This is a genomic window from Methylobacterium sp. C25, from assembly GCF_021352225.1.
GTDB lineage: Bacteria > Pseudomonadota > Alphaproteobacteria > Rhizobiales > Beijerinckiaceae > Methylobacterium.
Genome location: NZ_JAAUVI010000004.1, coordinates 294,474 through 319,409 on the forward strand (window position 1 = coordinate 294,474; position 24,936 = coordinate 319,409).

The 24,936-nt window shown below is 67.2% G+C and carries 19 protein-coding genes and 1 tRNA gene; 8 read left to right on the plus strand and 12 right to left on the minus strand.

Features of this window, described 5'->3' with window-relative positions:
* Positions 1–93: 93 nt before the first annotated feature.
* Entirely contained in the window at positions 94–1,086 is a 993-nt protein-coding gene (locus tag HCU64_RS13990) for a DUF2167 domain-containing protein (RefSeq protein WP_233384596.1), read from the minus strand.
* Between the two features lie 122 nt (positions 1,087–1,208).
* Positions 1,209–1,505: an FAD assembly factor SdhE gene (locus HCU64_RS13995; protein WP_233384597.1), complete on the minus strand. Its 297-nt coding sequence runs from the start codon at positions 1,503–1,505 to the stop codon at positions 1,209–1,211.
* A 201-nt stretch (positions 1,506–1,706) separates the two neighbouring features.
* Between HCU64_RS13995 and recG the strand changes: the two genes are divergently transcribed.
* On the plus strand, positions 1,707–3,836 hold the full coding sequence (recG, locus tag HCU64_RS14000; protein WP_233384598.1) for an ATP-dependent DNA helicase RecG: 2,130 nt from the start codon (positions 1,707–1,709) through the stop codon (positions 3,834–3,836).
* A gap of 339 nt (positions 3,837–4,175) precedes the next feature.
* Positions 4,176–4,502 carry a hypothetical protein gene (locus HCU64_RS14005; RefSeq protein ID WP_233384599.1) on the plus strand — a complete coding sequence of 109 codons (327 nt, stop codon included), beginning with the start codon at positions 4,176–4,178 and terminating at the stop codon, positions 4,500–4,502.
* A 28-nt stretch (positions 4,503–4,530) separates the two neighbouring features.
* Here HCU64_RS14005 and HCU64_RS14010 read toward each other — a convergent pair whose 3' ends face one another.
* The 3 genes from HCU64_RS14010 to HCU64_RS14020 all read right to left on the minus strand — a co-directional run bounded on the left by HCU64_RS14010 (position 4,531) and on the right by HCU64_RS14020 (position 6,738).
* Entirely contained in the window at positions 4,531–5,334 is an 804-nt protein-coding gene (locus HCU64_RS14010) for a DUF502 domain-containing protein (RefSeq protein WP_233384600.1), read from the minus strand.
* A 185-nt stretch (positions 5,335–5,519) separates the two neighbouring features.
* Positions 5,520–6,242: a DUF899 domain-containing protein gene (locus HCU64_RS14015; RefSeq protein ID WP_233384601.1), complete on the minus strand. Its 723-nt coding sequence runs from the start codon at positions 6,240–6,242 to the stop codon at positions 5,520–5,522.
* Between the two features lie 82 nt (positions 6,243–6,324).
* Positions 6,325–6,738 carry a DoxX family protein gene (locus HCU64_RS14020; protein ID WP_233384602.1) on the minus strand — a complete coding sequence of 138 codons (414 nt, stop codon included), beginning with the start codon at positions 6,736–6,738 and terminating at the stop codon, positions 6,325–6,327.
* Between the two features lie 276 nt (positions 6,739–7,014).
* On the opposite strand from HCU64_RS14020, the gene HCU64_RS14025 reads away from it, so the two are divergent.
* A complete protein-coding gene (locus HCU64_RS14025; protein WP_233384604.1) occupies positions 7,015–8,958 on the plus strand; it encodes an ATP-binding protein in 1,944 nt (647 codons plus the stop codon).
* A 14-nt stretch (positions 8,959–8,972) separates the two neighbouring features.
* On the opposite strand, the gene HCU64_RS14030 is transcribed toward HCU64_RS14025, so the two are convergent.
* The 5 genes from HCU64_RS14030 to HCU64_RS14050 all read right to left on the minus strand — a co-directional run bounded on the left by HCU64_RS14030 (position 8,973) and on the right by HCU64_RS14050 (position 13,986).
* Positions 8,973–10,154 carry a winged helix-turn-helix domain-containing protein gene (locus tag HCU64_RS14030; protein WP_233384605.1) on the minus strand — a complete coding sequence of 394 codons (1,182 nt, stop codon included), beginning with the start codon at positions 10,152–10,154 and terminating at the stop codon, positions 8,973–8,975.
* Between the two features lie 19 nt (positions 10,155–10,173).
* A complete protein-coding gene (locus HCU64_RS14035; protein ID WP_233384606.1) occupies positions 10,174–11,433 on the minus strand; it encodes an RNA polymerase sigma factor in 1,260 nt (419 codons plus the stop codon).
* A complete protein-coding gene (locus HCU64_RS14040) occupies positions 11,430–11,813 on the minus strand; it encodes a YciI family protein (protein ID WP_233384607.1) in 384 nt (127 codons plus the stop codon). Before HCU64_RS14040 ends, HCU64_RS14035 begins: the two co-directional genes overlap by 4 nt.
* A gap of 109 nt (positions 11,814–11,922) precedes the next feature.
* The gene (locus HCU64_RS14045) at positions 11,923–13,449 is read right to left on the minus strand and encodes an ATP-binding protein (protein WP_233384608.1); all 1,527 of its coding nucleotides are present in this window, start codon (positions 13,447–13,449) and stop codon (positions 11,923–11,925) included.
* A gap of 132 nt (positions 13,450–13,581) precedes the next feature.
* The gene (locus HCU64_RS14050; RefSeq protein WP_233384609.1) at positions 13,582–13,986 is read right to left on the minus strand and encodes a hypothetical protein; all 405 of its coding nucleotides are present in this window, start codon (positions 13,984–13,986) and stop codon (positions 13,582–13,584) included.
* Between the two features lie 533 nt (positions 13,987–14,519).
* On the opposite strand from HCU64_RS14050, the gene xoxF5 reads away from it, so the two are divergent.
* Entirely contained in the window at positions 14,520–16,325 is a 1,806-nt protein-coding gene (gene xoxF5 / locus HCU64_RS14055; RefSeq protein WP_233384610.1) for a lanthanide-dependent methanol dehydrogenase XoxF5, read from the plus strand.
* Between the two features lie 68 nt (positions 16,326–16,393).
* Here xoxF5 and glmS read toward each other — a convergent pair whose 3' ends face one another.
* Positions 16,394–18,220 carry a glutamine--fructose-6-phosphate transaminase (isomerizing) gene (gene glmS, locus HCU64_RS14060; RefSeq protein WP_233384612.1) on the minus strand — a complete coding sequence of 609 codons (1,827 nt, stop codon included), beginning with the start codon at positions 18,218–18,220 and terminating at the stop codon, positions 16,394–16,396.
* A gap of 175 nt (positions 18,221–18,395) precedes the next feature.
* Positions 18,396–19,778 carry a bifunctional UDP-N-acetylglucosamine diphosphorylase/glucosamine-1-phosphate N-acetyltransferase GlmU gene (gene glmU / locus HCU64_RS14065; protein WP_233384613.1) on the minus strand — a complete coding sequence of 461 codons (1,383 nt, stop codon included), beginning with the start codon at positions 19,776–19,778 and terminating at the stop codon, positions 18,396–18,398.
* A 167-nt stretch (positions 19,779–19,945) separates the two neighbouring features.
* Here glmU and HCU64_RS14070 point away from each other — a divergent pair, with 167 nt between their 5' ends.
* The 4 genes from HCU64_RS14070 (at position 19,946) to HCU64_RS14085 (ending at position 24,935) form a co-directional block, all read left to right on the plus strand.
* Positions 19,946–21,601 (plus strand): glucan biosynthesis protein, encoded by a 1,656-nt coding sequence (locus HCU64_RS14070; RefSeq protein ID WP_233384614.1) that lies wholly within the window; start codon positions 19,946–19,948, stop codon positions 21,599–21,601.
* A gap of 28 nt (positions 21,602–21,629) precedes the next feature.
* The gene (mdoH, locus tag HCU64_RS14075; RefSeq protein WP_267922338.1) at positions 21,630–23,807 is read left to right on the plus strand and encodes a glucans biosynthesis glucosyltransferase MdoH; all 2,178 of its coding nucleotides are present in this window, start codon (positions 21,630–21,632) and stop codon (positions 23,805–23,807) included.
* A gap of 94 nt (positions 23,808–23,901) precedes the next feature.
* Positions 23,902–23,991 (plus strand) — tRNA-Ser (locus HCU64_RS14080).
* Between the two features lie 263 nt (positions 23,992–24,254).
* Complete coding sequence (locus tag HCU64_RS14085) at positions 24,255–24,935, plus strand: efflux RND transporter periplasmic adaptor subunit (RefSeq protein WP_233384615.1); 681 nt, start codon at positions 24,255–24,257, stop codon at positions 24,933–24,935.
* Position 24,936 lies beyond the last annotated feature (1 nt).

A 24,936-nucleotide genomic window follows, 5' to 3' on the forward strand; every position in this document is an offset into this window, starting at 1 on the left:
GGCGGCGATGGGCAGGAGCATGGTCCCGCCTGTCGTCGCCGCCTTGCCGAGCCCGAGCGCCCCCAACGAGGAGCGGCTTCCGGGCGGGTCTTTTTATGAGGCGTCGTGCGCCGAGGAGGTGGCCGCCTGGGGTGCGTCCTTCGGCTTGCGCTTGAATAGCTTGGAGATGCCGGCGCCGAGGCCGATCACCGCGAGGATGCCGATCTTGGCGAACTTCGCCAGGAAAGCCGCCACGATCGCGAACAGGCCGAGCTTCTTCACCGCGACGCCCCCGACCAGCGCCGCGAGCCCATAGGCGGCGATGCGGTCGGTGGAGGTGTTGAAGTCGGAGTAGCGCTTGCCATCGACGTAGGAGAGGTTCGAGAGCAGCGAGTGCGCCACGGGCTTCCGTGCTTCGACCTCACTTTGCGAAGTCAGCAGGTTGAGGCTGAAATAGCCGTCCCGACCAAGGGCATAGGTGTTGTAATTGACGCCGCCATCGGCGCTGTCCGGCTCGTTCTCCTGCTTCGAGGAGAGCGACCAGACCAGGCGATGCGTCTGTGCGTCGTAGCTCGGCTTCTCGATCCAGCCGACGATGCGGAGCTTCGGGAAGCCACGCGCGGCGCGGTCCTCGTTGGATTGGGCGGTGACCTCCTTGATGTTGGCGAGCAGGTCGTCGGCGTTCCAGTCCTTGGCGTCGTCGTCCTTGATGTAGCCTTCCTTGATGTAGCGGATGACGACCAACCAATCGTCCTTGTCGGCGGTGCCCGTGACGAGGCCGACGACGTCTGGACCCGGCGTGTTGCCGTAGGCGCGCAGGATGCGCTTGGCCTGCATGGCCGGCACGAACGCGGTGTTGTCGGGGAGCTTGAGGTCGGCCTGGTCGAGGAGCTTGGCGCTGTTCGGGCCGAGCGTGGCGACCTTCTGGGCGTCGGTCCAGGCGGACTTCACCTCCGCCGCCTTCTGCTCGGCGGTCATCGGGCCGGGCTGCGGCGCGGCCTGTGTCGTCGCCGCGGTTTGCGCCTGCGCGGATCCCGCGCCTCCGACGAGGATGAGCGCCAGACAAAGTGCAATGGGGCGGGCTCGCCCAATGAAGGTCACGGCCATGTCCACTCCTTCGATCAGCAGATCGCGTCGCCCGCTGGTTGCGATGCGACGATTCGGCACAATCGAAGTCTGGGACTAGACGATTTGGTTGGGCGTGTCCGCCCGCACCGTACGGCCGAGCTTCAGGAATGGATCGGTGAATCGTGTCGGTGGAACGCCTTGAGGCGGCGAAACACTGGCGTGTCGTAGTCCGAGGGGGTCGCGGCCTCTCCAGTGAGCCAGCCAAGCAGGTCACGGTCCGGCAGCTCGATCAGCGCCTCGAAGGCGGTGAGGTCGTCCTCGGACAGGTCCCCGATCTCGGCATCGGCGAAGCGACCCATCAGCAGGTCCATCTCGCGCATGCCGCGATGCCAAGCCCGAAAAAGCGTGCGGCGGCGGCGGGGATCGAGATCGGCGCTGGTGCGGGTGGTGCCGGACATGAAGGGCTCCGTGGCGGACGGGGCAGTCTAGCCGAGGCGACCCGGCGCGCGAAACCGAGCCGTCACCGGATCGGCTGATCCTGGGATCAGGGTATCCGGGTATCAGAGGATCCAGGGCCGCTCTCCACGCCTCCTTGGTGGCGGGGGCGCGACGGCAGACGGATGACGCCATATCCTTGCGGCCCTACACAGCCTCGCTCCATGACCGACGATACCCCCCGCCTGCGCCCGAGCCTCCTCGATGCCCTGTTCGCCCCGGCCCGCGGGCTGCCCGGCGTCGGGCCGAAGATGGCACCGCTCATCGAGCGGCTGCTCGGCACGGACGAGCGGCCGGCGCGGATCGTCGACCTGCTGTTTCACCTGCCCCAGCGTGGCATCGCCCGTCCGCTCGTCGGTTCGATCGCGCAGGCCCCCATCGGCGAGCCCGTGACGCTCGGTGTCACGGTGGTCGATCACCGTGCCCCGGCAGCCGGCCGGCGCGCCTATCGCGTGCTGGTGGAGGACGGGACCGGCGACATCAGCCTCGTCTTCTTCGGCATGCCGCGGGCGCGGGTCGAAAAGATGCTGCCTCTCGGCAGCCATCGCTTCGTCTCGGGCCGGATCGAGCTCTGGGACGGCATGCGCCAGATGGTGCATCCCTCGCGGATCATCGACGAGGCCGGCCTCGCCGATCTCCCTGCGGTCGAGCCGGTCTATGGCGCCACCGAGGGGCTGACCTCGCGCACGATCAGCCGCCTCGCCCATAGCGCCCTCGATAAGCTGCCCGTGCTGCCGGAATGGCAGGACCCAGCGTGGCTGCGCGCGCAAGGCTTCGCGCCCTTCGCCGATGCGCTGAAGGCAGAACATCACCCGGACGAGGCGCCTCCCCCGGTTCCCGAAGGCGAGATCGCGCCGTCGACTGCCGCACGCCGGCGGCTGGCCTATGACGAACTCTTGGCCTCGCAGCTGGCGCTGGCCCTGATGCGGGCCCGCGCCCGGCGCAAGCCGGGCCGCTCCAATGCCGGTGACGGCCATCTGAAGGAGCGGATCGAGGCCACCCTTCCTTTCGCGCTGACCGGCGCGCAGTCGCGGGCCGTCGCCGATATCCGTGCCGACATGGCCTCCGACAAGCGCATGCTGCGCCTGCTCCAGGGCGATGTGGGCTCGGGCAAGACGGCGGTGGCGCTCCTCGCCATGGTCTCGGCCGTCGAGGCCGGCCGGCAGGCCGCGCTGATGGCGCCGACCGAGATTCTCGCCAGACAGCATTTCGAGCGGCTGTCGCCCCTGATCGGGGCGCTGCGCATCCGTCTCCTTACCGGCCGCGACCGGGTCGCCGAGCGCCGGGCCACGTTGTCCGATCTCGCCGAGGGGAAGATCGACATTCTGGTCGGCACCCATGCGCTCTTCCAGGAGAGCGTGGTGTTTTCCGATCTCGGCCTCGCCGTGGTCGACGAGCAGCATCGTTTCGGCGTGCACCAGCGTCTGGCGCTCGGCGACAAGGGCGAGGCGGTCGACATCCTGGTCATGACCGCGACGCCGATCCCGCGCACCCTGGCTCTGACGTTCTTCGGCGACATGGACGTCTCGGTGCTCGACGAGAAGCCGGCAGGGCGCCAGCCGATCAAGACCATCACCGTGCCGATCGAGCGCATCGACGAGGTCGTTGCCGGGCTGCGTAGGGCGCTCGAAGCCGGGGACCGCGTCTACTGGATCTGCCCGCTGGTCGCGGAATCCGAGTTCATCGACCTCGCGGCCGCGGCCGAGCGGTTCGACGACCTGGCCAAGGAGTTCGGCGCCTCCGTCGGTCTGATCCACGGCAAGATGCCGGGGCCTGAGAAGGACGCGGCCATGGAGCGCTTTGCGTCCGGGGATACCAGGATCCTGGTCTCCACCACCGTGGTCGAGGTCGGTGTCGACGTACCGGAGGCCACCATTATGGTGATCGAGCATGCCGAGCGCTTCGGCCTCGCCCAGCTCCATCAGCTGCGTGGCCGCGTCGGGCGCGGGAGCAAGCCCTCCTCCTGCCTGCTGCTCTATCGCGGCCCTCTCGGCCAAGTCGCCAAGGCCCGGCTTGAGATGATGCGCGAGACCGAGGATGGGTTTCGCATCGCCGAGGAGGATCTGCGCCTGCGCGGTGAGGGCGAGGTGCTCGGCACCCGCCAGTCGGGCCTCGCCGCCTTCCGCCTCGCACGGATCGAGAGCGACGGCAATCTGCTGGAGGCCGCTCGCGACGATGCCCGGCTGATCGTCGAGCGCGACCCGGCCCTGAAGAGCGAGCGCGGGCAGGCGCTGCGGGTGCTGCTCTACCTGTTCGAGCGCGACGCCGCGATCCGGCTGCTTGGGGCTGGGTGAGTTTCGGGGCGCAACGCTCGGCCCCCGTCCCTCGATCGTTCAGATTCGCGAGTGTTTCGCCCGTTCAGGAAAGCCGCTTCTGAACGGGCCTTCGACGCGGCAGACTGCGCGCCCACGCCGCATCAAGAAGGATTAGCTCGATTTGTGACAGTTTTATTTTTTATCTATTTCACAGATGCTTATGCGGATTTCTTGAGGTATTTTCTCAGCAAACTTGAGTGCAATAGAGCACCCAGTGTGGCCTTCATGAACTTGAAATGAACGTATTCCCCGATTAACTGGAGATGAACGAAAGGCCATTCAATCTGGCCTGCCACAGATGAAAACGGGAGATCGGACATGTCTGCAGGACTGTTCCAGAACCTGCCGGGCGCTCACGAGATGGGCTCCACGAACTCTCTGGCGAGCGAGCCGTGGCTGTTGCCGATCTCGGACAAGATCGCGGCCTCGCCCTCTTCGGATGACCTGATGGACAGCGTGCGGCTCTCGGCCCGTCCGTTCCGGATCGCCGCCAATGCTCTCTGTGCGGTGCTCGCCCTGTTGCTGACGGCGCAACTGACGACGAACTGGGTCGGATCGAACACCCGACCGGCAACGAGCCAGGTTGCCGAGGCGACCCCGCCGACCATCGCCGCCGAGAAGGCCTCGCTCAGCATCCATCACTGAGCGGGCGGTTCTGGTCCCAGACCGACGACTACGCGTCCAGGCGCGCCGGATCCCGGCGCGCTTTTTCGTTGGCGGCCTCTTGTTCGACCTGAGCCGATCGTAGGCCCGCCGCCATGGCCTGGAGCCGGTTCTGATGGTCTTCCGGCTGGATCACGCCGGCCGACATCACCAGCTTGGCCGCGTCATCGACGCTGATCGGCAATTCGATGATCTCGGAGCGCGGCAGGTAATAGAAGAAGCCCGTGGTCGGGTTCGGCGCGCAGGGCAGGAAGACGCCGACGTAGTCGTGCCCCTCGCCTGCCGGCATGCCGTCGTGCTGCGCCAGCGCGTTCTGCACCTCGGTGCCGGCCGGCGCCGACAGGAACACCACCGACCAGGTGCCCTTCACCGGGAACTGCACGAGACCGACGGTGCGGAACGAGGTCCCGTTGGCCGAGAACAGCGTCTCGAAGATCTGCCGCAGCCCGCGATAGAGGCCGGAGATCACCGGCGTGCGGGCGAGCAGCACCTCTCCGAACTCCACCACCGAGCGCCCAACGAGGTTCGCGGTGAGGAACCCGAGCAGCGTCACCGCGACGAAGGCGATGACGAGGCCGAGGCCGGGGATCGAGAAGGGCAGGTAGTGGTCCGGCAGGTAGCTCGCCGGCACCAGCGGCTTCACCCAGCCGTCGATCAGGGCGATGATCCACCAGGTGATGTAGATCGTGATTGCCAAAGGGCCGGCGACGATGATGCCGGTGAGGAAATAGGTGCGCAGACGCCCCCGCGCGCTCACCCGCTTCTTCGAGGAGATCGGCTCTGGATCCGGGATCGGCGAGATGGTGGGCGCCACGGGAAAAAAACTCTGGACCGGAGGGCTGCCGGAAGCTCGGGCATTACGGACCCTGTGAAGAGGTAACCGCTCCCCTGCGCGGCCTCAAGAGCGCGGGCTCGGCGACAGGCCGAGCTTGGCCGTTTCCCAAGCCGCGCGGGCTCGGGCCTGCCGTGCCGCGCCCCCCGAAGGCCCTGCGCATCGTGTCAGGCGCAACAGGAGCCCTTCGCCTGGCCGCCCTCATACTGGTCGTGCAGCTTCACCCAGCTCATCGTACCCTGCTCGTTGCGCCCCTTCGGCGCGAGATCTAGCCAGTTGAAGGCGCCGACCAGGGTTTCGAGGCCACGCGCATAGGTCGAGTAGGTGTGGAAGATCTCGCCGGCCGCGTCGCGGATGAACAGGCTCGCGCCGGGGAGATCGGGTGCGGTCGACGGTTCGTCGCCGTAATTGTAGCTGATCACGCGCCCCGGCTCCTCCGACCCGAAGGACACGCCGAAGTCGTAGTTGAACGAGTTGCGGCCGGACGAGACCCAGCGGAATGTCCAGCCGAGGCGCCGTTTCACCTGCTCGATATGCCCCAGGGGTGCACGCGAGACCGCGCAGAAGGCGAGGTCGGCCTGCTCGAAATGCTGGCGGGCGGCGTCGACATGGTCGGCGACGAAGGAGCAGCCTGGGCAGATGTGGTCCGAGCCGGGCGTCAGCATGAAATGGTAGATGGCGAGCTGGCTACGGCCCTCGAACAGGTCGCCGAGATGCTTCTCACCGTCCGGGGCCTCGAAGACATAGTCCTTCTCGACCTTGACCCAGGGCAGCTCTCGCCGCGCGGCACTGAGTGCGTCGCGCCGGTGGGTGAGGTCGCGTTCCTGCGCCAGCAGGGCCTTGCGGGCCTCGAGCCAGGCCTCGCGGGTGACGATGGTGGGTTCGCTCATCGTTGTTCTCCTCGAGTGACGTGGGCGTCTTCCTGAAGAACGTGCGAGCTTTGGGAATCCCGACACTCGACATTTGGGAATCTCAGAGGCGAATCGGAATCAGCGTGCGCAGACGCGCGTCGCGCAGGTAGAGCCCGCCCCAGGCCAGAAGCCCGAGATAGAGCCCGAACAGCAGATGGCTGAAGATGGGGCTGCCGACGCGCAGATGCGTCGCCATCGCCCCGCCGAGATAGCCCGTCAGCAGGATCGCTCCCAGCACGGAGGTCCGCGGCGTGGCGTAGAGCAAGGTGCAGATCAGCGTCACCACGCCGAGCCCGCGTGCCATCTCGACGCTCGCCGGCCAGCCGAGGGCCTGCATCGTTTCGGTGACGGGAGCGATCGGAATCAGCTTGATGCCGCCGTCGAACACCAGGAACACGATGACGAGCCCACTCATGATGCGCCCGGCGAGCGTCATGGCGCGGGAGCTGGTCTCGTGTTGCGGCGTCGTCGGCATGGTGGTCCCCCTAGGGTCTCGCGAACGGCACAGGCCGCGTCCGTCGATTGATATCCCGAGGACGGTCGAAGCGTCGCCGTTCCGACAGCGGCTGGCGAGAAATCAGCGGCCGAGATCGTGGCGGGGGGCATCCGCATCCGGCGCACTGCAGGGCTTGGACGAGCCTGCTTCCCGTCGAGCCGGAGGCCGGATTGCCTCGGAGCGAAACACTTCGCGCTCCCAGACGTTTAGTGCTACGATGAATTCTGCATTTGCTAAGCTCCCATAGGCGCAGTCATGACAGCTCTGCTCGACGCCTATCCGGGGGATGTTCTTCGCCCGCCTTTCGGCGCGCCGGACAACGATCTCTCCGACATCGAGCTGCTCCACAGCATCAGCATCGAATTGATCGGCGAACAGGATCGGGTCGCGCTCTACGGCAGGATCGTCGACGCGGCGGTGTCGATCACGGGGTCGCAATTCGGGACGATGCAGCTGCTGTGCCCTCGGGGGCACGCCTCGGGCCATGGCGGCGAGCTTCAGCTCCTCTGCTCGCGCGGGATCCCGTCGGACGCCATCGGATTCTGGCAATGGGTCAGCCCTGCGGCGCGCAGCAGTTGCACCTTGGCGCTGAAATCCGGCCGGCGGGCGATCATTTCCGATTTCGAGAAATGGGACGATATCGCCGGCACCGAAGACCTTCTCGCTTTCCGTCGCGCCGGCATCCGCTCCGCCCAGACCACACCGCTGCTCTCGCGCAGCGGAAGGCTGCTGGGGATGATTTCGACGCATTGGAGCACGCCGCACCAACCCTCCGAGCGCGATCTGCGGCTGCTCGATATCGTGGCCCGGCAGGCGGCCGATCTCCTGGAGCGCACGATCGCGGAGGAGGCGCTGAGGGCGCGCGAACAGGAACTCGCCCGAACCGTTGCCGCCCTGCGCGAAAGCGAGGAGCAGCAGCGTCAGGCCGAGGCCACGCTGCGCGTCCTCAACGAGACCCTCGAATCGCGCGTGCAGCAACGCACCAACGACCTCCTGGCGGCCGAGGGCCAGGTTCGCCAGATGCAGAAGCTGGAGGCGATCGGCCAGCTCACCGGGGGCGTGGCGCACGATTTCAACAACCTGCTGACCGTCATCCGGTCGTCAGCCGAGCTGCTGCGTCGCCCGTCGCTGTCCGAAGAGCGGCGCACACGGTATCTCGACGCCATCTCGGACACGGCAGACCGCGCCGCCAAGCTCACCGCGCAACTCCTGGCCTTCGCTCGCCGTCAGGTGCTCAAGCCCGTAACCTTCGATGCGGGCAACCGGCTCGACGACGTCGCAGACATGCTGCGGACCGTGGTTGGTTCACGCATCCGACTGACCGTGGAGCCCTGTGCGTCGGCCTGCTTCGTGGAAGCGGATGCCAGCCAGTTCGAGACCGCCATCGTCAATCTCGCGGTCAATTCGCGCGATGCGATGAATGGTGAGGGCGACCTTGCCATCCGAGTGCGTGAAACGGCCTCGATTCCTGCGCTCAGAGGGCATGCCGCCATCGAGGGACGGTATGTCGCCGTCGCTGTGACGGATGCCGGCGTTGGCATCTCGGCCGAGATCCTCGACCAGATCTTCGAACCCTTCTTCACCACCAAGGGTGTCGGCAGGGGCACGGGCCTCGGTCTGTCGCAGGTCTTCGGCTTCGCGAAGCAATCGGGCGGCGACGTCGCCGTTGAGAGCCGGCTCGGCGAAGGCACGACCTTCACGCTCTACCTGCCGCGGGTCGAGGCGCCGGCGCGTACCGACGCCGAGGAGGCGGGCGAGCCGCTGATCGAGAGCCATGGCAGCGTCCTCATCGTGGAGGATAACGGCGATGTCGGCGAGTTCGCGCGCCAGCTTCTCGATGATCTCGGTTTCGAGACCTGCCTCGCCGCCAACGGCCAGAGCGCCATCGCCATTCTGGAAGAGCGGGCCCGGGATTTCGACTTCGTGCTGTCCGACGTGATCATGCCCGGCATCAGCGGGCTCGAACTCGGCCGCTACATCCGCACGCACTGGCCACATCTGCCGGTGGTGCTGACAAGCGGGTACAGCCAAGTGCTGGCCGACGACACGCATCATGGCTTCCCGGTGCTGCACAAGCCGTACTCGGTCGGAGAACTCGGGCGCATCCTGCGTGCGGCTCGCCTGCCAGCGGTGGCGGACCTGACGCTCTGCGAATCCGTCCCGGCGCCGGATCCCGAGGATTTCGCCCTGGCGCTCTAGCCGGCTGCGCCCCCTCAGCCCGTCGGCCTCAGCCGTTCCATCGGAAATGCGACGCGGTCCAGCTCCAGCCATAGCGCCATCGTGCCGAGCTCCGTCTCGAGAGCCTCGCGCGTATGGTCGGGCGCGCCGGGTTCGAGATGAACGGATTGCACCAGGAGCCGTGAGGCCTGCCGGTCGGCCTTGAGATCGACGCGCGCGACGAGGCGATCTCCGAGCAGGAAGGGCAGCACGTAGTAGCCGTGCACGCGCTTTTCGGCCGGGACGTAGATCTCGATCCGATAGCGGAAGCCGAAAAGCCGTTCGGTCCTGTCGCGCTCCCAGATCAGTGGGTCGAAGGGCACCAGAAGCGCCTGGGCCTCGACCCGGCGGGGCTGGCGCGCCTCCCGGTGAAGCCAGGCATGCCGCCATCCCGGCACTGAGACCGGGATCAGCACCCCCTCCTCCGCGAGCGACAGGATCGCCGGCCGAGCCTCTCCAGGCGACAGGCGGAAATAGTCCCTGAGCTCGGCCTCGGTGGCGATGCCGTGCGCGGCGGCGGCACGCTCGATCAGGAATCGGTGCGCTTCCGCATCCGATGGCGTGGGCAGCCCCAGCACCTCCGCGGGAATCACGCGTTCTGGCAGATCGTAGACCCGCTCGAACCCGCCGCGCCGCGTCGCCGTGGTGATGTGACCGGCCCAGAACAGCCATTCGAGCGCGCTCTTCACGTCGCTCCATTCCCACCAGCCGGACTGGCCAGCATGGGCCTCGAAATCCGACGCCGCCAGCGGGCCCTCGGCCCGGATGCGATCGAGAAGGGCCATGGCCTCGGGCCGCCGCTCCGTCGCGTAGGCCCGCATCCGGCTCCAGCCGGCTTCGCCGCGATCGGCCTTCGCCATCCGCCAGCGCAAATGGGGCTGGAAGTCGAAGGGCAGGAGCGAGGCCTCGTGCGCCCAGTACTCGAACAGTCTGCGCTGGCGCTTCGGCCCCCAGGCGAGGCGATCGAGTTCGGCCCGGTCGTAGCGGCCGAGCCGGGAGAAGGCGGGCAGGTAGTGGGCGCGCGACAGCACGTTGACGCTGTCGATCTGGTGGAGATGCAGACGCTCCAGGGTCCGGCGCAGATGCGCGATGCCCGGCAACTCCGGCCGCCGCATGCCGAAGCCCTGCGCGGCGAGGGCGATGCGTCGCGCCAGCGGCAGGCCGATGGTTTCCGTCATGATGGTCTCGATTGGTCCGCTATCCAGCCGCCCGCACGCCACCTTCGCCCAATCCGTCGAGCTGCATCCGGATATAGGCCGCCTCCGCTGCCGTCCCGGCCAGCGCGATGGCCCGGTCGAAGCTGACGCGAGCCTCCTCCCGCCGGCCGAGCTCCTTCAGAAACGCTCCGCGGGCGCCGTGGAAGTAGAAATAGCCCGACAGATCCTTCTCCAGCGGTGCGATCAGCGCGAGCGCGTCTTCGGCCCCGCGCGCCTTGAACACGGCGACCGCGCGGTTGAGCGTCACCACGGGTGAGGGCTGCATCCGCTCCAGGCTCGCATAGAGGTGGTCGATCTGTGGCCAGTCGGTCTCGGCGGCCGTGGTGGCGCGGGCGTGGAGCGCGGCCACCGCCGCCTGGATCTGGTAGGGGCCGGGCCGGTTGTGGCGCATCGCCTTGTCGAGAAGCGCGAGCCCTTCACCGATCATCGGGCGATCCCAGGCCGCGCGATCCTGATCCTCCAACAGCACGAGGGCACCCTCCTCGTCGAAGCGCGCGGCGGTGCGCGAATGCTGCAGGAGCATCAAGGCGAGCAGGCCCATGAGTTCGGGCTCGGCCGGAAAGATCTTGAGGAGTAGTCGCGTCAGGCGGATCGCCTCGTCGCAGAGCGGTGCGCGGGCCTCGGCCTGATCGTAACCGGCGGAATAGCCCTCGTTGAAGACGAGGTAGAGCATCGCCGCCACTGCCGAGAGCCGCTCGGCGCGCTCGGCCGGCCCCGGCGCCTCGAAGGGCACCTCGGCCTTGGCCACCCTCCCCTTCGCGCGGGTGATGCGCTGCTCCATCGCGCTCTCGCCGACCAAGAAGGCGCGGGCGATGCGCGCCACGGACAGGCCGGAGACGATGCGCAACGCCAGTGCGATCTGCTGGGTGCGCGGCAGGTCCGGGTGGCAGCAGATGAAGAGCAGCCGCAGGATGTCGTCGCGGTAGTGCGAGCCGTCGAGACGTTCGGCCATCGCGCCCTCGGCATCGTCGAGGTCCGAGAGCTTGTCCTCGTCCGGCAGGGCCTCCAGCCGGCTGCGCTTGCGCGCGGCGTCGACCCCGGCATTGCGCCCGACCATGATCAGCCAGGCGGCGGTGTCGCGCGGCGGCCCGTTCTTGGGCCAGCTCGACAGGGCCCGCAGGCAGGCCTCCTGGAAGGCCTCTTCCGCCGTATCGAGGTCGCGGAAGTAGCGCAGCAGGGCGGCGACTGCGACGGGGCGCGCCCCCGTCAGGGCCTGCTCGATCCAGTCGAGGTCGCTCATGACGTGATCGCCTTCCCAGGATCGCCCATGTGGGCGTAGCCCACCGGCCTGACTTCGTGGGCGCCACCGGGATTGGCATCGCCGAGTTCCTTCGCGATCGCCAGCGCCTCGTCCAGACCCGCCACCTCGACGAGATAGAAGCCGAGCAGCTGCTCCTTGGTCTCGGCGAAGGGACCGTCGATGACCAGCGGCGGCTCGCGGTCCTTGCGCAGCGTGGTGGCGGCGGTGGTCGGCATCAGCCGGGCCACGGGGCCCAGCTTGCCCTCCTGGGCGAGCCTCTGCTGGATGCCCATGAGCTTGCCCATCACCGCTTCATCTTGCTCCTTGCTCCAGGCGCAGACGGTGTTCTCGTCGTGATAGCAAAGGATGGCGTAGAGCATGGCGTTCGACCCGATTCCCCCCTGAGGACGGGCGAACCTAGCCGCTGCCGACACGACCGCGCAAAAATGCCCGGACGCGGATTCGGCCCCCCTGGCTCGTGGCAGTACTCTACTCCGCCGCCATCCGCGGCTCGTCGGAGGGATCGTCCGGCGCATTGGGATCGCCCGGTGCCGTCTCCCAGCCGAGTGCGGGGATCGCCACCGTGCGCAGATTGCGGAAGCCCGAGCGCACCGCGATGTGGCCCTTGCGCTCCAGGAAGGAGATCATGCCGCGGGCGCGGCCCGCGGAGCGGGTGCCGCAGATCCGTGCCACGGTGGCGTCGGGCGGGCATTCGCTGCGGTTCATCGCGGCGCGGGCGAAGAGCAGAAAGAGCGTGCGGTCTTCAACCGGCACGTCGTCGGCCACAGTGAGCGCCTGCTGCCAGCGCTCGTCGGAGGCGTCGATCGTATCGCCACCCGCCTTGGCGAGGACCAGCAGGCGCCGGAACTCGTCGCGGTTGGCCGTGCCGGGCAGCCGCTTGAAGCGGTGTGCGTAGGAGAAGGCGTTGAACAGTGTCTGCTCGTCCGCGAAGGCGTTGTCGGGGTTGGCGGCAATCTCTCCCACGATGGCGCGCAGGGCCGCCTCGCGCTCCTCCGGCGGCATGCCCGGGATCGGCGCATGCTCTTCCTCGTCGGCTTCACGGCGCTCGGCGATCCGCGCCAGCATGTCGTTGACCGAAGGCGGCGGCGGTGCCGCGGCCCGCCGCTCCGCCACCGGACGGGGCGCGGTCATCGGCACCGGCGCGAGCAGCGCCTCGCGCTCCTCGGCCGAGACCTCGGCCGGCGGTGGAGTCAGCCGGGGCGCGGCGCCGAGCGCGCGAAGCGCGACCTCGCCGACATGGAGCTGGGTCGGGCGCCGGTAGAGCGCGGGGCCGAGCGCCACGAAATGACCGCGGCCGAGATCGCGGAACATGTCGGTGGAGCGCCGCTCCATGCCGAGCAAGTCCCCGGCCCGCGCCATGTCGATGTCGAGGAAGGTGCGGCCCATCAGGAAGTTGGAGGCTTCCGCCGCGACGTTCTTGGCGACTTTGGCGAGGCGTTGCGTCGCGATGATCCCGGCGAGCCCGCGCTTGCGGCCGCGGCACATCAGATTGGTCATCGCCCCGAGCGAGAGCCGGCGTGCATCCTCCGAGAACTCGCCCCGCTCGACGGGCGCGAAGAGCTGGGCCTCGTCGACCACCACCAGCGCCGGATGCCAGTGCTCGCGCTCGGCCTCGAACAGGGCGTTGAGGAAGATGCCGGTCGCCCGCATCTGTCCCTCGACCTCGAGGTGCTGCAGGTCGAGCACCGCCGAGACGCGGGACTGGCGCACGCGCAGCGCGATGGTCTCGATCTCGGCGTCGCTCCGGCGCGCATCGATCACGACGTGGCCGTAGCGCTCACTAAGTGAGACGAAGTCTCCCTCGGGGTCGACGATGACCTGCTGCACCTTGCCGGCGCTCTGCTCGAGGATGCGCATCAGCAGGTGCGACTTGCCCGATCCGGAATTCCCCTGGACCAGCAGGCGGGTCGCCAGAAGCTCCTCGACGTCCATCAGAGCGGGCTCGGCACGAGCCCCTTTCACGACGACATCGCCGAGGGCGATTTCGATCTTCATGCCGCTTCCGATTGGCGAAAGGGTGCCGGCCCGCGTCGCGTGACACCTCGTTTCGCGGATCAAAGCCCGGATTTTCAGGCGATGTCCACCGCATGCGAGACGGGTCCGGGCGGGTGTTGCCGGGCTGCCGGCTCAGTCCAGGCAGAGATCGAAATAGAGCTGCCGAATGTGCTCGCGCTCCGCGAAGCCCTCCGAGCGGGAGCTCAGCATCTCGGGTCCGTCGGGAATGCGCCCGAAGAACGCGTTGGAGAGGTCGACCACGAAACCCCGCTCGCCGGAATAGAGGCCATCCCGGTTCTTGACGTTCACCGAACCGCAGATCCAAGCGCTCTTGGATTTGCGCAGCACCGATACCTTCGGATCGAGGGTCTCGAAACGCTGTCTGATCAGATCGAGCACGATGCGGGTGGAATCGGGTCCGATGGAGGTGTCCGATCCATCCTCCACGGTCACGGACCAGGCGGAGACTGGCCTGGCGAGCGCCGTGGCCAGGGAGACGGCGATGATCGCTGCAATCCGAGCTGCCCGAATCCTCATCCCCGTTCCAGTCGTGCGCAGATCCGCAAATGCTCATGCGCGTACAGGCAAAGAAAAACGGCGAAGCCGGGAAAGACTTCGCCGCCGATTTAAAAGAACTCCCGAGAGCGGTTGGCCAGGGAGCCCGTTCCATCCAGTCGCAAACGAGTCCGAGGATAGATCGAGCGAAAACGCTGTCAACCAAGGACAGTGCCCTTGAGGAAAGAATAAGTATCCAAATTTATTTGGGATGATTGAGCAAAAATCTAATGGCAATTAAGAAAATCGGGAAAAATCTGATGTAAATGTTGAATATGCGAGATCGAATCTTGTTGGGCTTATGAGTTTATTATTGCCTTTTTTCCGGAACCGCGTAGGCAAAGGAAAGCGGATCTCGGCAAGCGACCATTTTACGTCAAAACGAGACGAGCTGACGGCGTACCACCGCATTGGCGGACGCCGTTTTCCGGCAACGACCGGCAATGACTTGCCAAGCAAGTACGGGCATTTGGCAGATGAGCTGCTTAAGCCCGGGAGCGATCGCGGAGGAATACATGAGAGCTGCACATTGTCTCGCCCTCGGTGCAGGGCTTGTTGCGGCAGCACCGGCCCTTGCCAATGAGAGTGTGCTGAAGGGGATCGCCAACCCCGCCGAGCAGGTCATCCAGACTGTCGACTACGCCAACACCCGCTATTCCAAGCTCGACCAGATCAACGCCAAGAACGTGAAGGATCTCCAGGTTGCCTGGACCTTCTCGACCGGTGTGCTGCGCGGCCACGAGGGCTCGCCGCTGGTCATCGGCAACATGATGTACCTCCACACGCCGTTCCCGAACATCGTCTACGCGCTCGACCTCGCCAACGAGAGCAAGATCGTCTGGAAGTACGAGCCCAAGCAGGACCCGGCCGTCATCCCGGTGATGTGCTGTGACACGGTCAACCGCGGCTTGGCCTATGCCGACGGCGCCATCCTGCTGCATCAGGCCGACACCACTCTCGTCTCGCTCGATGCGAAGACCGGCAAGGTGAACTGGTCCGTGAAGAACGGCGACCCGGCCAAGGGCGAAACCAACACCGCCACCGTGCTCCCGGTGAAGGACAAGGTCATCGTCGGCGTGTCCGGCGGCGAGTTCGGCGTGCAGTGCCACGTCACCGCCTACGACCTGAAGAGCGGCAAGAAGGTGTGGCGCGGTTACTCCGTCGGCACCGACGACCAGATCCTGGTCGACCCCGAGAAGACCACCTATCTCGGCAAGCCGGTCGGCAAGGATTCCTCGATCAAGACCTGGGAAGGCGAGCAGTGGAAGACCGGCGGCGGCTGCACCTGGGGCTGGTACTCCTACGATCCGAAGCTCGACCTGATGTATTACGGCTCGGGCAACCCCTCGACCTGGAACGCCAAGCAGCGTCCGGGCGACAACAAGTGGTCGATGACCATCTGGGCGCGTAACCCGGATACCGGCATGGCCAAGTGGGTCTACCAGATGACCCCGCACGACGAATGGGACTTCGACGGCGTCAACGAGATGATCCTCACGGATCAGAAAGTCGACGGCAAGGAGACCCCGCTCCTCACTCACTTCGACCGCAACGGTCTCGGCTACACGCTGAACCGCGCCACCGGCGAGCTCCTCGTCGCACAGAAGTACGATCCGGCGGTGAACTGGACGTCCGGCGTCGACATGGACCCCAAGTCCAAGGAGTACGGTCGTCCCAAGGTCGTCGCCAAATACTCGACCGAGCAGAACGGCGAGGACGTGAACTCGAAGGGCATCTGCCCGGCGGCTCTCGGTACCAAGGACCAGCAGCCGGCGGCCTACTCGCCGAAAACCAACCTGTTCTACGTCCCGACCAACCACGTCTGCATGGACTACGAGCCCTTCAAGGTCTCGTACACCCCGGGCCAACCGTATGTTGGCGCCACCCTGTCGATGTATCCCGCGCCGAACTCGCATGGCGGCATGGGCAACTTCATCGCCTGGGACGGTGTGAAGGGTAAGATCATCTGGTCGAACCCCGAGCAGTTCTCGGCCTGGGGCGGCGCGCTTGCCACTGCCGGCGACGTGGTCTTCTACGGCACGCTCGAGGGCTACCTGAAGGCTGTCGACGCCAAGACGGGCAAGGAACTCTACAAGTTCAAGACCCCGTCGGGCATCATCGGCAACGTGATGACCTACGAGTTCAAGGGCAAGCAGTATGTCGGCATCCTGTCCGGCGTCGGCGGCTGGGCCGGCATCGGCCTCGCGGCCGGCCTGACCGACCCGAATGCCGGTCTCGGTGCCGTCGGTGGCTACGCAGCCCTGTCGAGCTACACCAACCTCGGTGGTCAGCTCACGGTCTTCGGCCTGCCGAACCGCTGAGCCACATCAAAGCCCAATCATCGATGCCGGCGCGGATCTCCGCGCCGGCATTTTTCGTTGTTAGGCGGCTACTCGACGGTGACGGATTTGGCGAGGTTTCGGGGCTGGTCGACGTCTTTCCCCATGAAGACGGCGGTGTGGTAGGCGAGAAGCTGGACCGGCACCGCGTAGACGATCGGCGCCACGACGGGATCGACATCCGGCATGGTCAGCGTCGCCAGCGTGTCGAGGCCGTGGTCGGCCGCGCCCTTGGCATCGCCGATCAGGACGATCCGGCCGCCGCGCGCGGCAACCTCCTGCATGTTCGACACCGTTTTCTCAAAGATCGCGTCGTGCGGTGCGATCACGATGACGGGGACGTTCTCGTCGATCAGCGCGATCGGACCGTGTTTCAGCTCGCCGGCGGCATAGCCCTCGGCGTGGATGTAGCTGATCTCCTTGAGCTTCAGCGCGCCCTCCAGAGCCATCGGGTAGGAGGTGCCGCGGCCGAGATAGAGCACGTCGCGCGCCTTCGCGATCTCGCGCGACAGCACCTCGACCTCCGGTTCGAGCTTCACCGATTCCGCCATCAGGCCCGGCACGGTGATCAGCGCGTCGACCAGCGCCCGCTCGCGGGCGGCGTCGATGGTGCCGCGGGCCCGGCCTGCCGCGATGGCGAGGCAGAGCAGCACGGTGAGCTGACAGGAGAAGGCCTTGGTGGAGGCGACGCCGATCTCGGGGCCGGCGAGCGTCGGCATCACCACCGAGGATTCGCGAGCGATGGTCGAGGTCGGCACGTTGACCACGGCGAGGCTGTGCTGCCCCTGAGCCTTGGCATAACGCAGGGAGGCCAGCGTGTCGGCCGTCTCTCCGGACTGTGAGATGACGAGCGTCAGCCCGTCGCGCTCCAGCGGCGGCTCGCGGTAGCGGGTCTCTGAGGCGACGTCGATCTCGACGGGGAGACGGGCGATGGTCTCGAACCAGTACTTGGCGACGAGGCCGGCATAGAAGGCCGTGCCGCAGGCGGTGATCGAGAGCCGCGACAGCTTGGCGAAATCGAAGGGCAAAGCCTCGGGCAGGGCGATGCGGCCATTGGCCATGTCGACATAATGGGCCAGCGTGCGCCCGACCACCTCGGGCTGCTCGTGGATCTCCTTCGCCATGAAGTGGCGGTGGTTGCCCTTGTCGACGAGATAGGCCTGGCTGACGATTTTTTGGCGCGGCCTTGCCACCACATTGCCGGCGATGTCGCGAACTTCAGCGCCGTCGCGGGCCAGGATCGCCCAGTCACCCTCGTCGAGATAGGTGATCTCGTCGGTGAAAGGGGCGAGCGCCAGCGCGTCCGAGCCGAGATAGGTCTCGCCCTGGCCGAAGCCGATGGCGAGCGGCGCGCCGTGGCGGGCGCCGATCAGGAAGTCCTCCTCGCCCGCAAAGAGAAAGCCGAGCGCGAAGGCACCGCGCAGGCGCGGCAGCGCGGCCTCGACCGCGGCGACGGGCCCGAGCCCCTGCCCCATCAGATGGCTGACGAGCTGGGCGACGACCTCGGTATCGGTCTCGGTCTCGAAGCGGGCGCCGACAGCCTGCAACTCGGCCTTCAGCTCACGGAAATTCTCGATGATGCCGTTATGGACTACCGCCAGCCGCTCGGTGGCGTGCGGGTGGGCGTTGGTCTCGTTCGGGCGGCCATGGGTCGCCCAGCGGGTATGGCCGATGCCGATGGCGCCCTTGAGCGGCGACTGCACCAGCTTGAGCTGCAGGTTCGAGAGCTTGCCCTCGGCGCGCCGCCGCTCGAGCTGGCCGTGCTCCAGGGTGGCGATGCCGGCGGAATCGTAGCCGCGGTATTCGAGCCGCCGAAGCGCCTCGATCACCTGACCCGCCACCGCCTCACGCCCGACGATGCCTACGATCCCGCACATGCCTGCGATCCTGCCGTAACTGTCGCGCCCGACGGCCGCCCGTCCCGGATCGGGACGAACGGCCGCCTCGCTCTCGCATCAGCGCAAGGTTCGGGCCTCGCGCATGACACTTCGAGCCGGCTTTTAACGGATCGGAATGGCACAGGGCCAGCGGCCCTGCGCCGCAATGCCGAGGTCAGGGCGACTTCGCCTTGGCGGCCTTGGCCGCGAGCATGCTCGCGCGCTTCGTTTTGGCGAGTCCTTCAAAGGTGCTCTGCCGTCCACGCCCCACGGCCAGGGCATCGGCCGGCACATCGCGCACGATGACGGAACCCGCTCCGATCAGGGCACCCGCACCGATGCTCACCGGGGCGACGAGTGCCGAGTTCGAGCCGATAAAGGCATCCGCCCCGATGCTTGTGCGATGCTTGCTCACTCCGTCGTAATTGCAGGTGATGGTGCCGGCACCGACATTGGCCCGCGCGCCGATCTCGGAATCGCCGAGATAGGTCAGGTGCGCGGCTTTCGAACCTGCATGCATGTGGGCGTTCTTCAGCTCGACGAAATTGCCGAGATGGACGCCCTCCTCGAGCACCGCGCCGCCGCGCAGACGTACATGCGGGCCTATATCGACACCGCGCTCGAGGCGGCACTCAACCAGGTGAGAAAATGCGCGGATCAGGCAGTCGTCGCCGATGCGCACCCCCGGGCCGAAGACAACGTTCGGCTCGATGACCACGTCGCGGCCGATCACCGTGTCGGCGGCCAGGAAGACGGTCTCCGGGGCGATCAGCGTGGCGCCACCGAGCTGCGCCGCGCGGCGAAGGCGATTCTGGATCGCGGCCTCGGCCACCGAGAGCTGCACACGGTCGTTGACCCCTTGCGCTTCCGCTTCGTCGATCGAGACCACCGCGACCCGCAGCCCCTCCGACACTGCCAGGGCCACGGCGTCGGTGAGATAGTACTCGCCCGCCGCATTGTCGTTGCCGATGCGGGTCAGCAGCCGCAGGGCGTGCGTTCCAGAGAGCGCCATTAGCCCGGCATTGGACAGGTGGGTCCGCCGTTCTTCTTCCGTCGCGTCCTTCTCCTCGCGGATCGCGACGACCTGGCCTCCCTCGGTGAGAACTCGGCCGTAGCCCTTCGGATCGGCCGCGTCGAAGGCGAGCACGGCGACGGCCGCGCCATGGGACAAGGATTCGCTGAGCCGGCGAAACGTTTCCGCGGTCACGAGCGGCGTGTCGCCAAAGGCGATGATGACATCGTTGCCCGTCTCCAGGGCCTCGCGAGCCTGCAGAGCGGCATGGGCCGTGCCGAGCCGCTCGATCTGCGGATGCACACGAGCGCCCGGCGCCCGCCGTTCGACCTCGCGAGCGACATCCTCGCGGCCAGGCTCGATCACGACATCGACACGCGTGGCGCCGGCCTCCTGAACCGCGGCTAGCACGTGGCCGAGCATGCTGCGCCCGGCAATGGCATGCAGCACCTTGGGCAGGTCGGAGCGCATGCGCGTCCCCTTGCCGGCAGCAAGCACGATTGCCGTGAACCCGCGTGCCGCCTGCCCTGCTCCCAGTTTCGTCATCCCCTGCCCCGTTCCCATCGGCATGCGCGGCATGTAACCGATCGCCACGCTTGCGTAAAAGGCCGCCCGACCCGATCGGGAGACCGCAACCTTAAGCCCGGGTTCAGGCGTTGCCTCCTAACGACGCGACCGATCCCGCCCCATCAACATCTGGCATCGACGAGGGCATGACGCATCCTTCCGCCGGACTTCCCCGGAACGAGCCTCACGACCAGGCCGATGCCGGCCGTAATCGCCGTGAGGTCCTGAGGACGGCAGCTGGCCTTGCTGCCGGAGCGATGGTCGGAGCCAAGCCCGCTTTCGCGCAGCAGACGGCCCCCGCCCTGCCTGCCGCCGGCACGACATTCACCGCCTCGACGGTCCCCGACATCGCGCGAGCGCTCGCCCGGCAGCCCTACCTGCCACAGCGCACCGATGATCTGCCGGATGTCCTCAAGAACCTGACGCGCGAGCAATATGCGGGGATCCGCACAGCACCGGGCGCTGCGATCTGGGGTGATGCTGGGTTCGATTTTGCGGTCGAGCCGCTGCATCGCGGCTCGGTCTATACCGACCGAGTCCAGCTTTTCCTGGTAGAGGACGGGATCGTGCGGCCGGTGCCCTACGCCCGCGACCGCTTCGCGACCGACGGCATCGCACTGCCCGATCCCGGCCAGACGGATCCGGGTTTCTCGGGTTTTCGCCTGCGCGCGCGGTTCGCGGGCGGCGATCTCTCCGATTTCGCCAGCTTCCAAGGCGTCTCATTCTTCCGCCTGATCGCCCGCGGCCAAGGCTTCGGTCTCACGGCTCGCGCCTTGATGCTGCGCCCGGCCGACGCGCGCGGCGAGGATTTTTCCCGATGGCGGGCCTTCTTCATCGAGCGCCCCGGCAAGGATGGGGCGCCCCTGGTCGTCCATGCCCTGCTCGATGCCGAATCTTGCTCGGCCGCTCTCCGCATGACGCTCAAGCCGGGCGACGCCTCGGTGGTCGAGATGGAGGGCTCGATCTTCACTCGCGCCGAGATCGACCATCTCGGGCTGGGTGGCGCGCAGACCAGTTACCTGTTCGGACCGGTGGGCCGTCGCGGCGTCGATGATGCTCGCGCCGCCGCCTACAGTTCCGGCGGCCTGCAGATCCGCAATGGGGGCGGCGAGGCGATCTGGCGCCCGGTGAACAACCCGCAGAACTTGCAGATCTCCTCGTTCGTGGACGATGGCCCGGACGGCTTCGGCCTGATGCAGCGCACCCGCGATTACGCGGCCTTCCAGGACGACGTGCAGCACTGGGAATGGCGGCCTTCTCTCTGGATCGAGCCTCTGCCGGGAGCCGGGGGGAGTGACGGCGGCCTCAGCGATACGGTCTGGGGGGCCGGGGCGGTGACGCTCCTCGAAATTCCGAGCGATTCGGAGATCAACGAGAACGTCATCGCCTATTGGCGCCCGAAGGTCGTGATCCCAGCCAATGTCGAGGCGCGGTTCCGCTACCGCCAGACCTGGTGCTGGCAGCCACCGTCCCCTGCGCCCGACCAGCCCGCCTTGGCGGTCGCCGGCATCAGCCGCAGCGGACGCGGCTCCAGCGCCGCGCGCCGGCTCTTCCTCGTCGATTTCATCGGCGACATCCTGTTCACCGGCCGGGATGGGGCCGTGCCGGAGCTGCGGACCGTTCTGATCGCCGGTCCCGGCACCATCACCCGGCAGGCGATCTATCCCTATCCCGAGCGCCGCACCGTGCGGGTCGTGTTCGAGCTCGATGCCGGCGGTCAGCCGGCCAGCGAATTGCGTCTCGCCCTCAAGTCGGGCGAGCGCCAGGTGAGCGAGACCTGGCTCTATCGCTGGACCGGATGATGCCCGCGATCGCCTCCTGGAAGCACCGATGACGGACGCCACGATCTTCGCCGACGCCAAGCAGGTGTCAGGTCCGACTTCCGGCGAGCGTAAGCCGGTCGGATTCCGCCCGGCCATGCCGCCGGAAGCGCCGCTTGCCATGCCGGTCCAGAATCTCAAAAGCTGGGAGCCATCGGCGCGGCGGGCGCCATCTCGGCCTGAACCCCGCCCCTGGGCCGCGCGCGCCTTTGTGTTCGGTGGCGCCGTGGCACTGACCGCCTATGGCACCTGGCAGATGTACGAGGTGATCTCGGTCGCGGGCGGCGCGACCGCGCTGCAATACGTGCTGCTCGGGCTGTTCACCCTCACCTTCTCCTGGATCGCCCTCGCCTTTACCGCGGCGATCCTCGGCTTCCTCGCGCTCCTGCGCACCCGCCGCAAGGCCGCCGTTCCGGCCACGCTTTCGGGCCGAACTGCCGTGGTCATGCCAGTCTATAACGAGGCAACCGCGCGGACCTTTGCCGCGGTCCAGGCGATGCGCGAGGAAGTCGAGGCCACGGGGCTCGGCTCCCATTTCGACTGGTTCGTCCTTTCCGACACCACCCAGGCCAATGCCTGGATCGCCGAGGAACGCGCCTTCCTGGCCCTGCGTGAAGAACTCGGCCCCGGCGCCCGCCTCTACTACCGCCACCGTCCGAAGAACCACCACCGCAAGGCCGGCAATATCGGCGACTTCGTCACGCGCTGGGGCGGCGCCTACGACCACATGCTGGTGCTCGATGCCGACAGCCTGCTCTCCGGCGCCTGCATCACGGGTCTGACTGCGGCGATGGAGGCGGACCCGGATGCCGGCATCGTTCAGTCTCTGCCGCTGATCATCAACCGCAACACCCTGTTCGCCCGCGTCCAGCAATTCGCGGCACGGATCTACGGGCCGGTGATCGCCACCGGCCTGACGATCTGGTCAGGCCGCGACGGCAATTATTGGGGCCATAACGCGATCATCCGCACCCGGGCCTTCGCCGAGGCCTGCGGCCTGCCCGACCTCGAGGGCCGACCGCCCTTCGGCGGTCACGTCCTCAGCCACGACTTCGTCGAGGCGGCTCTGATCCGGCGCGCTGGCTGGGGCGTCACGATGCTGCCGCTGCTGGCCGGCTCCTACGAGGAGAGCCCGCCGACCCTGATCGACCTCTCGGTGCGCGACCGGCGCTGGGCGCAGGGCAATCTTCAGCATGCCCGGGTGATCGGCGCGGCCGGCCTCGCCATGCCCTCGCGCCAGCACTTCGCCACCGGCATCATGGGCTACCTCGCTTCGCCGCTTTGGCTCGCACAACTCGTCATCGGCATCGCGCTGGTGCTGCAGACGGCCTGGGTACGACCCGAATACTTTTCGGCCGAGTTCGGCTTGACGCCCGTCTGGCCGCGCTTCGATCCGGTCCGCGCGCTGCAACTCTTCGGACTGACCATGGGCATCCTGCTCGCTCCGAAATTCTTGGGGCTGCTGCTGGCTCTGATCGACGGGCACACGCGACGGGGCTCTGGTGGCGCGATCCGGCTCGTGCTGTCGTTCTTCATCGAGATCCTGCTCTCGGCGCTGATCGCGCCGATCGCGATGCTGATTCAGTCGGGCTCCGTATTTCGGATTCTCGCCGGCCAGGACACCGGCTGGAACCCGCAACGGCGCGATGACGGCTCGATCCCGCTCTCCGACATAGTGCGCCGCCACCGCTGGCACACTGCGCTCGGTCTGCTCACCGGAGGCGCTGCCTTCGCCATCGCCACGTCTCTGTTCCTCTGGATGTCCCCGACGATCCTGGGCCTTGTGCTGGCGATCCCGATCTCCTGGGCGAGCGGTCAGCTTGCCTGGGGCCTCGCCCTCAAGCGCTTCGGCCTGCTCGGCACGCCGGAGGAGAAGGAACCGCCCGCGGTCGCGCTGCGCGCCGGTGAACTGGCCGCCCGCAACGCGCGGCAGGGCTTCGATGACGCGGACGCCCTCGCGGCCCTGCACGCGGACCCGCGCCTCGCCCATGACCACGCCGCAATGCTGCCGCTGGCCACCAGCCGCCCACGCGGCAACATCGATGCCGTCCGGGCGCTGGCCCAGGCCAAGATCATCGAGGCCGACACGCTCGGCGAGGCGACGGTCTGGCTGGCGCCGAAGGAGCGCATGGCGCTGCTCCACGACCGCGCCCTGCTCGACCGTCTGACGCGCTTGCGGCCTGCCTAAGAATTTCTCGCGGTATCGGTTTCCGAGCGCTACCGTTCTCCGCTACAAGCCGCCGGCCGCACGGCTCGCTAGCGGCACCGGTTTCGTCCGGATTGGAAGGGTGGCCGAGTGGTTTAAGGCAGCGGTCTTGAAAACCGCCGTGGGGGCAACTCCACCGTGGGTTCGAATCCCACCCCTTCCGCCAACGCTTCGCTCAGTGGCTGGTGTGCCGCCAACTTGAATGGATCAGTAGCTTGATCCACTGGAACCCGCAGTAAAATCCAGATCGTCATAACTGTGCTCAAGACACCGGCTCCGATTTGCTGCCGAGTCGGGCGCTCCTATCGCGTCGGACGCACGAACCTTTAACCCTAACGGTGCACAAACAACCCCACAGGTTGCGTCTGCGTGGGGGTTAACGTGCGTCTGGCAACGGCCGTCTTGGTGTCGCTCGCGGCGTTGCCTGCGATGGCTCAATCAGACCCACCTGTGCGCGGTGTCGTCCGCGCCGTGCGCGATGCCAGCATCGCGACCGACCTGAACGCGCGGATCATGAAGCTGCCTTTCCGCGAGGGCGAGTCGTTCAAGGCCGGTGACACCCTCGTCGCCTTCGACTGCGACAAGCCAGAGGCCGAAATGCGGTCCGCCGAGGCCGAGGATGCGGTCAACCGCATCGCCTTCGACAATGCTCAGCAGCTCGACCGCCGTCATGCCATCGGAAAGATCGAGGTCCAGGCCGCCAAGGCCAAGTGGGACAAGGCCCACGCCGCCGCGGAGGCCCTGCGCTTCCGCGTGCGGGACTGCCGGATCGTCGCGCCCTTCAACGGCCGCGTCGCCGAGCTGAAGGCGCGCGAATTCGAGATGCCGGCCAACGGCCAGCCGCTGCTGCGCATCGTCGATGCCGGTGCGCTCGAGATCGACCTCATCGTCCCATCGGCCTGGCTGGTCTGGCTGAAATCCGGAACACCCCTTCAGGTGAAGGTCGATGAGACCGGCAAAGCCTATGCCGCGAAGGTGATCCGAAGCGCCGCTGCCGTCGACCCGGTTTCGCAGACCATCAAGATCACCGCGGGCTTTGCGGCCGGCGACACCTCCGCCGTGCTCCCGGGCATGAGCCTCGACGCCACCTTCGAGCGCCCCGGCTCCTGAC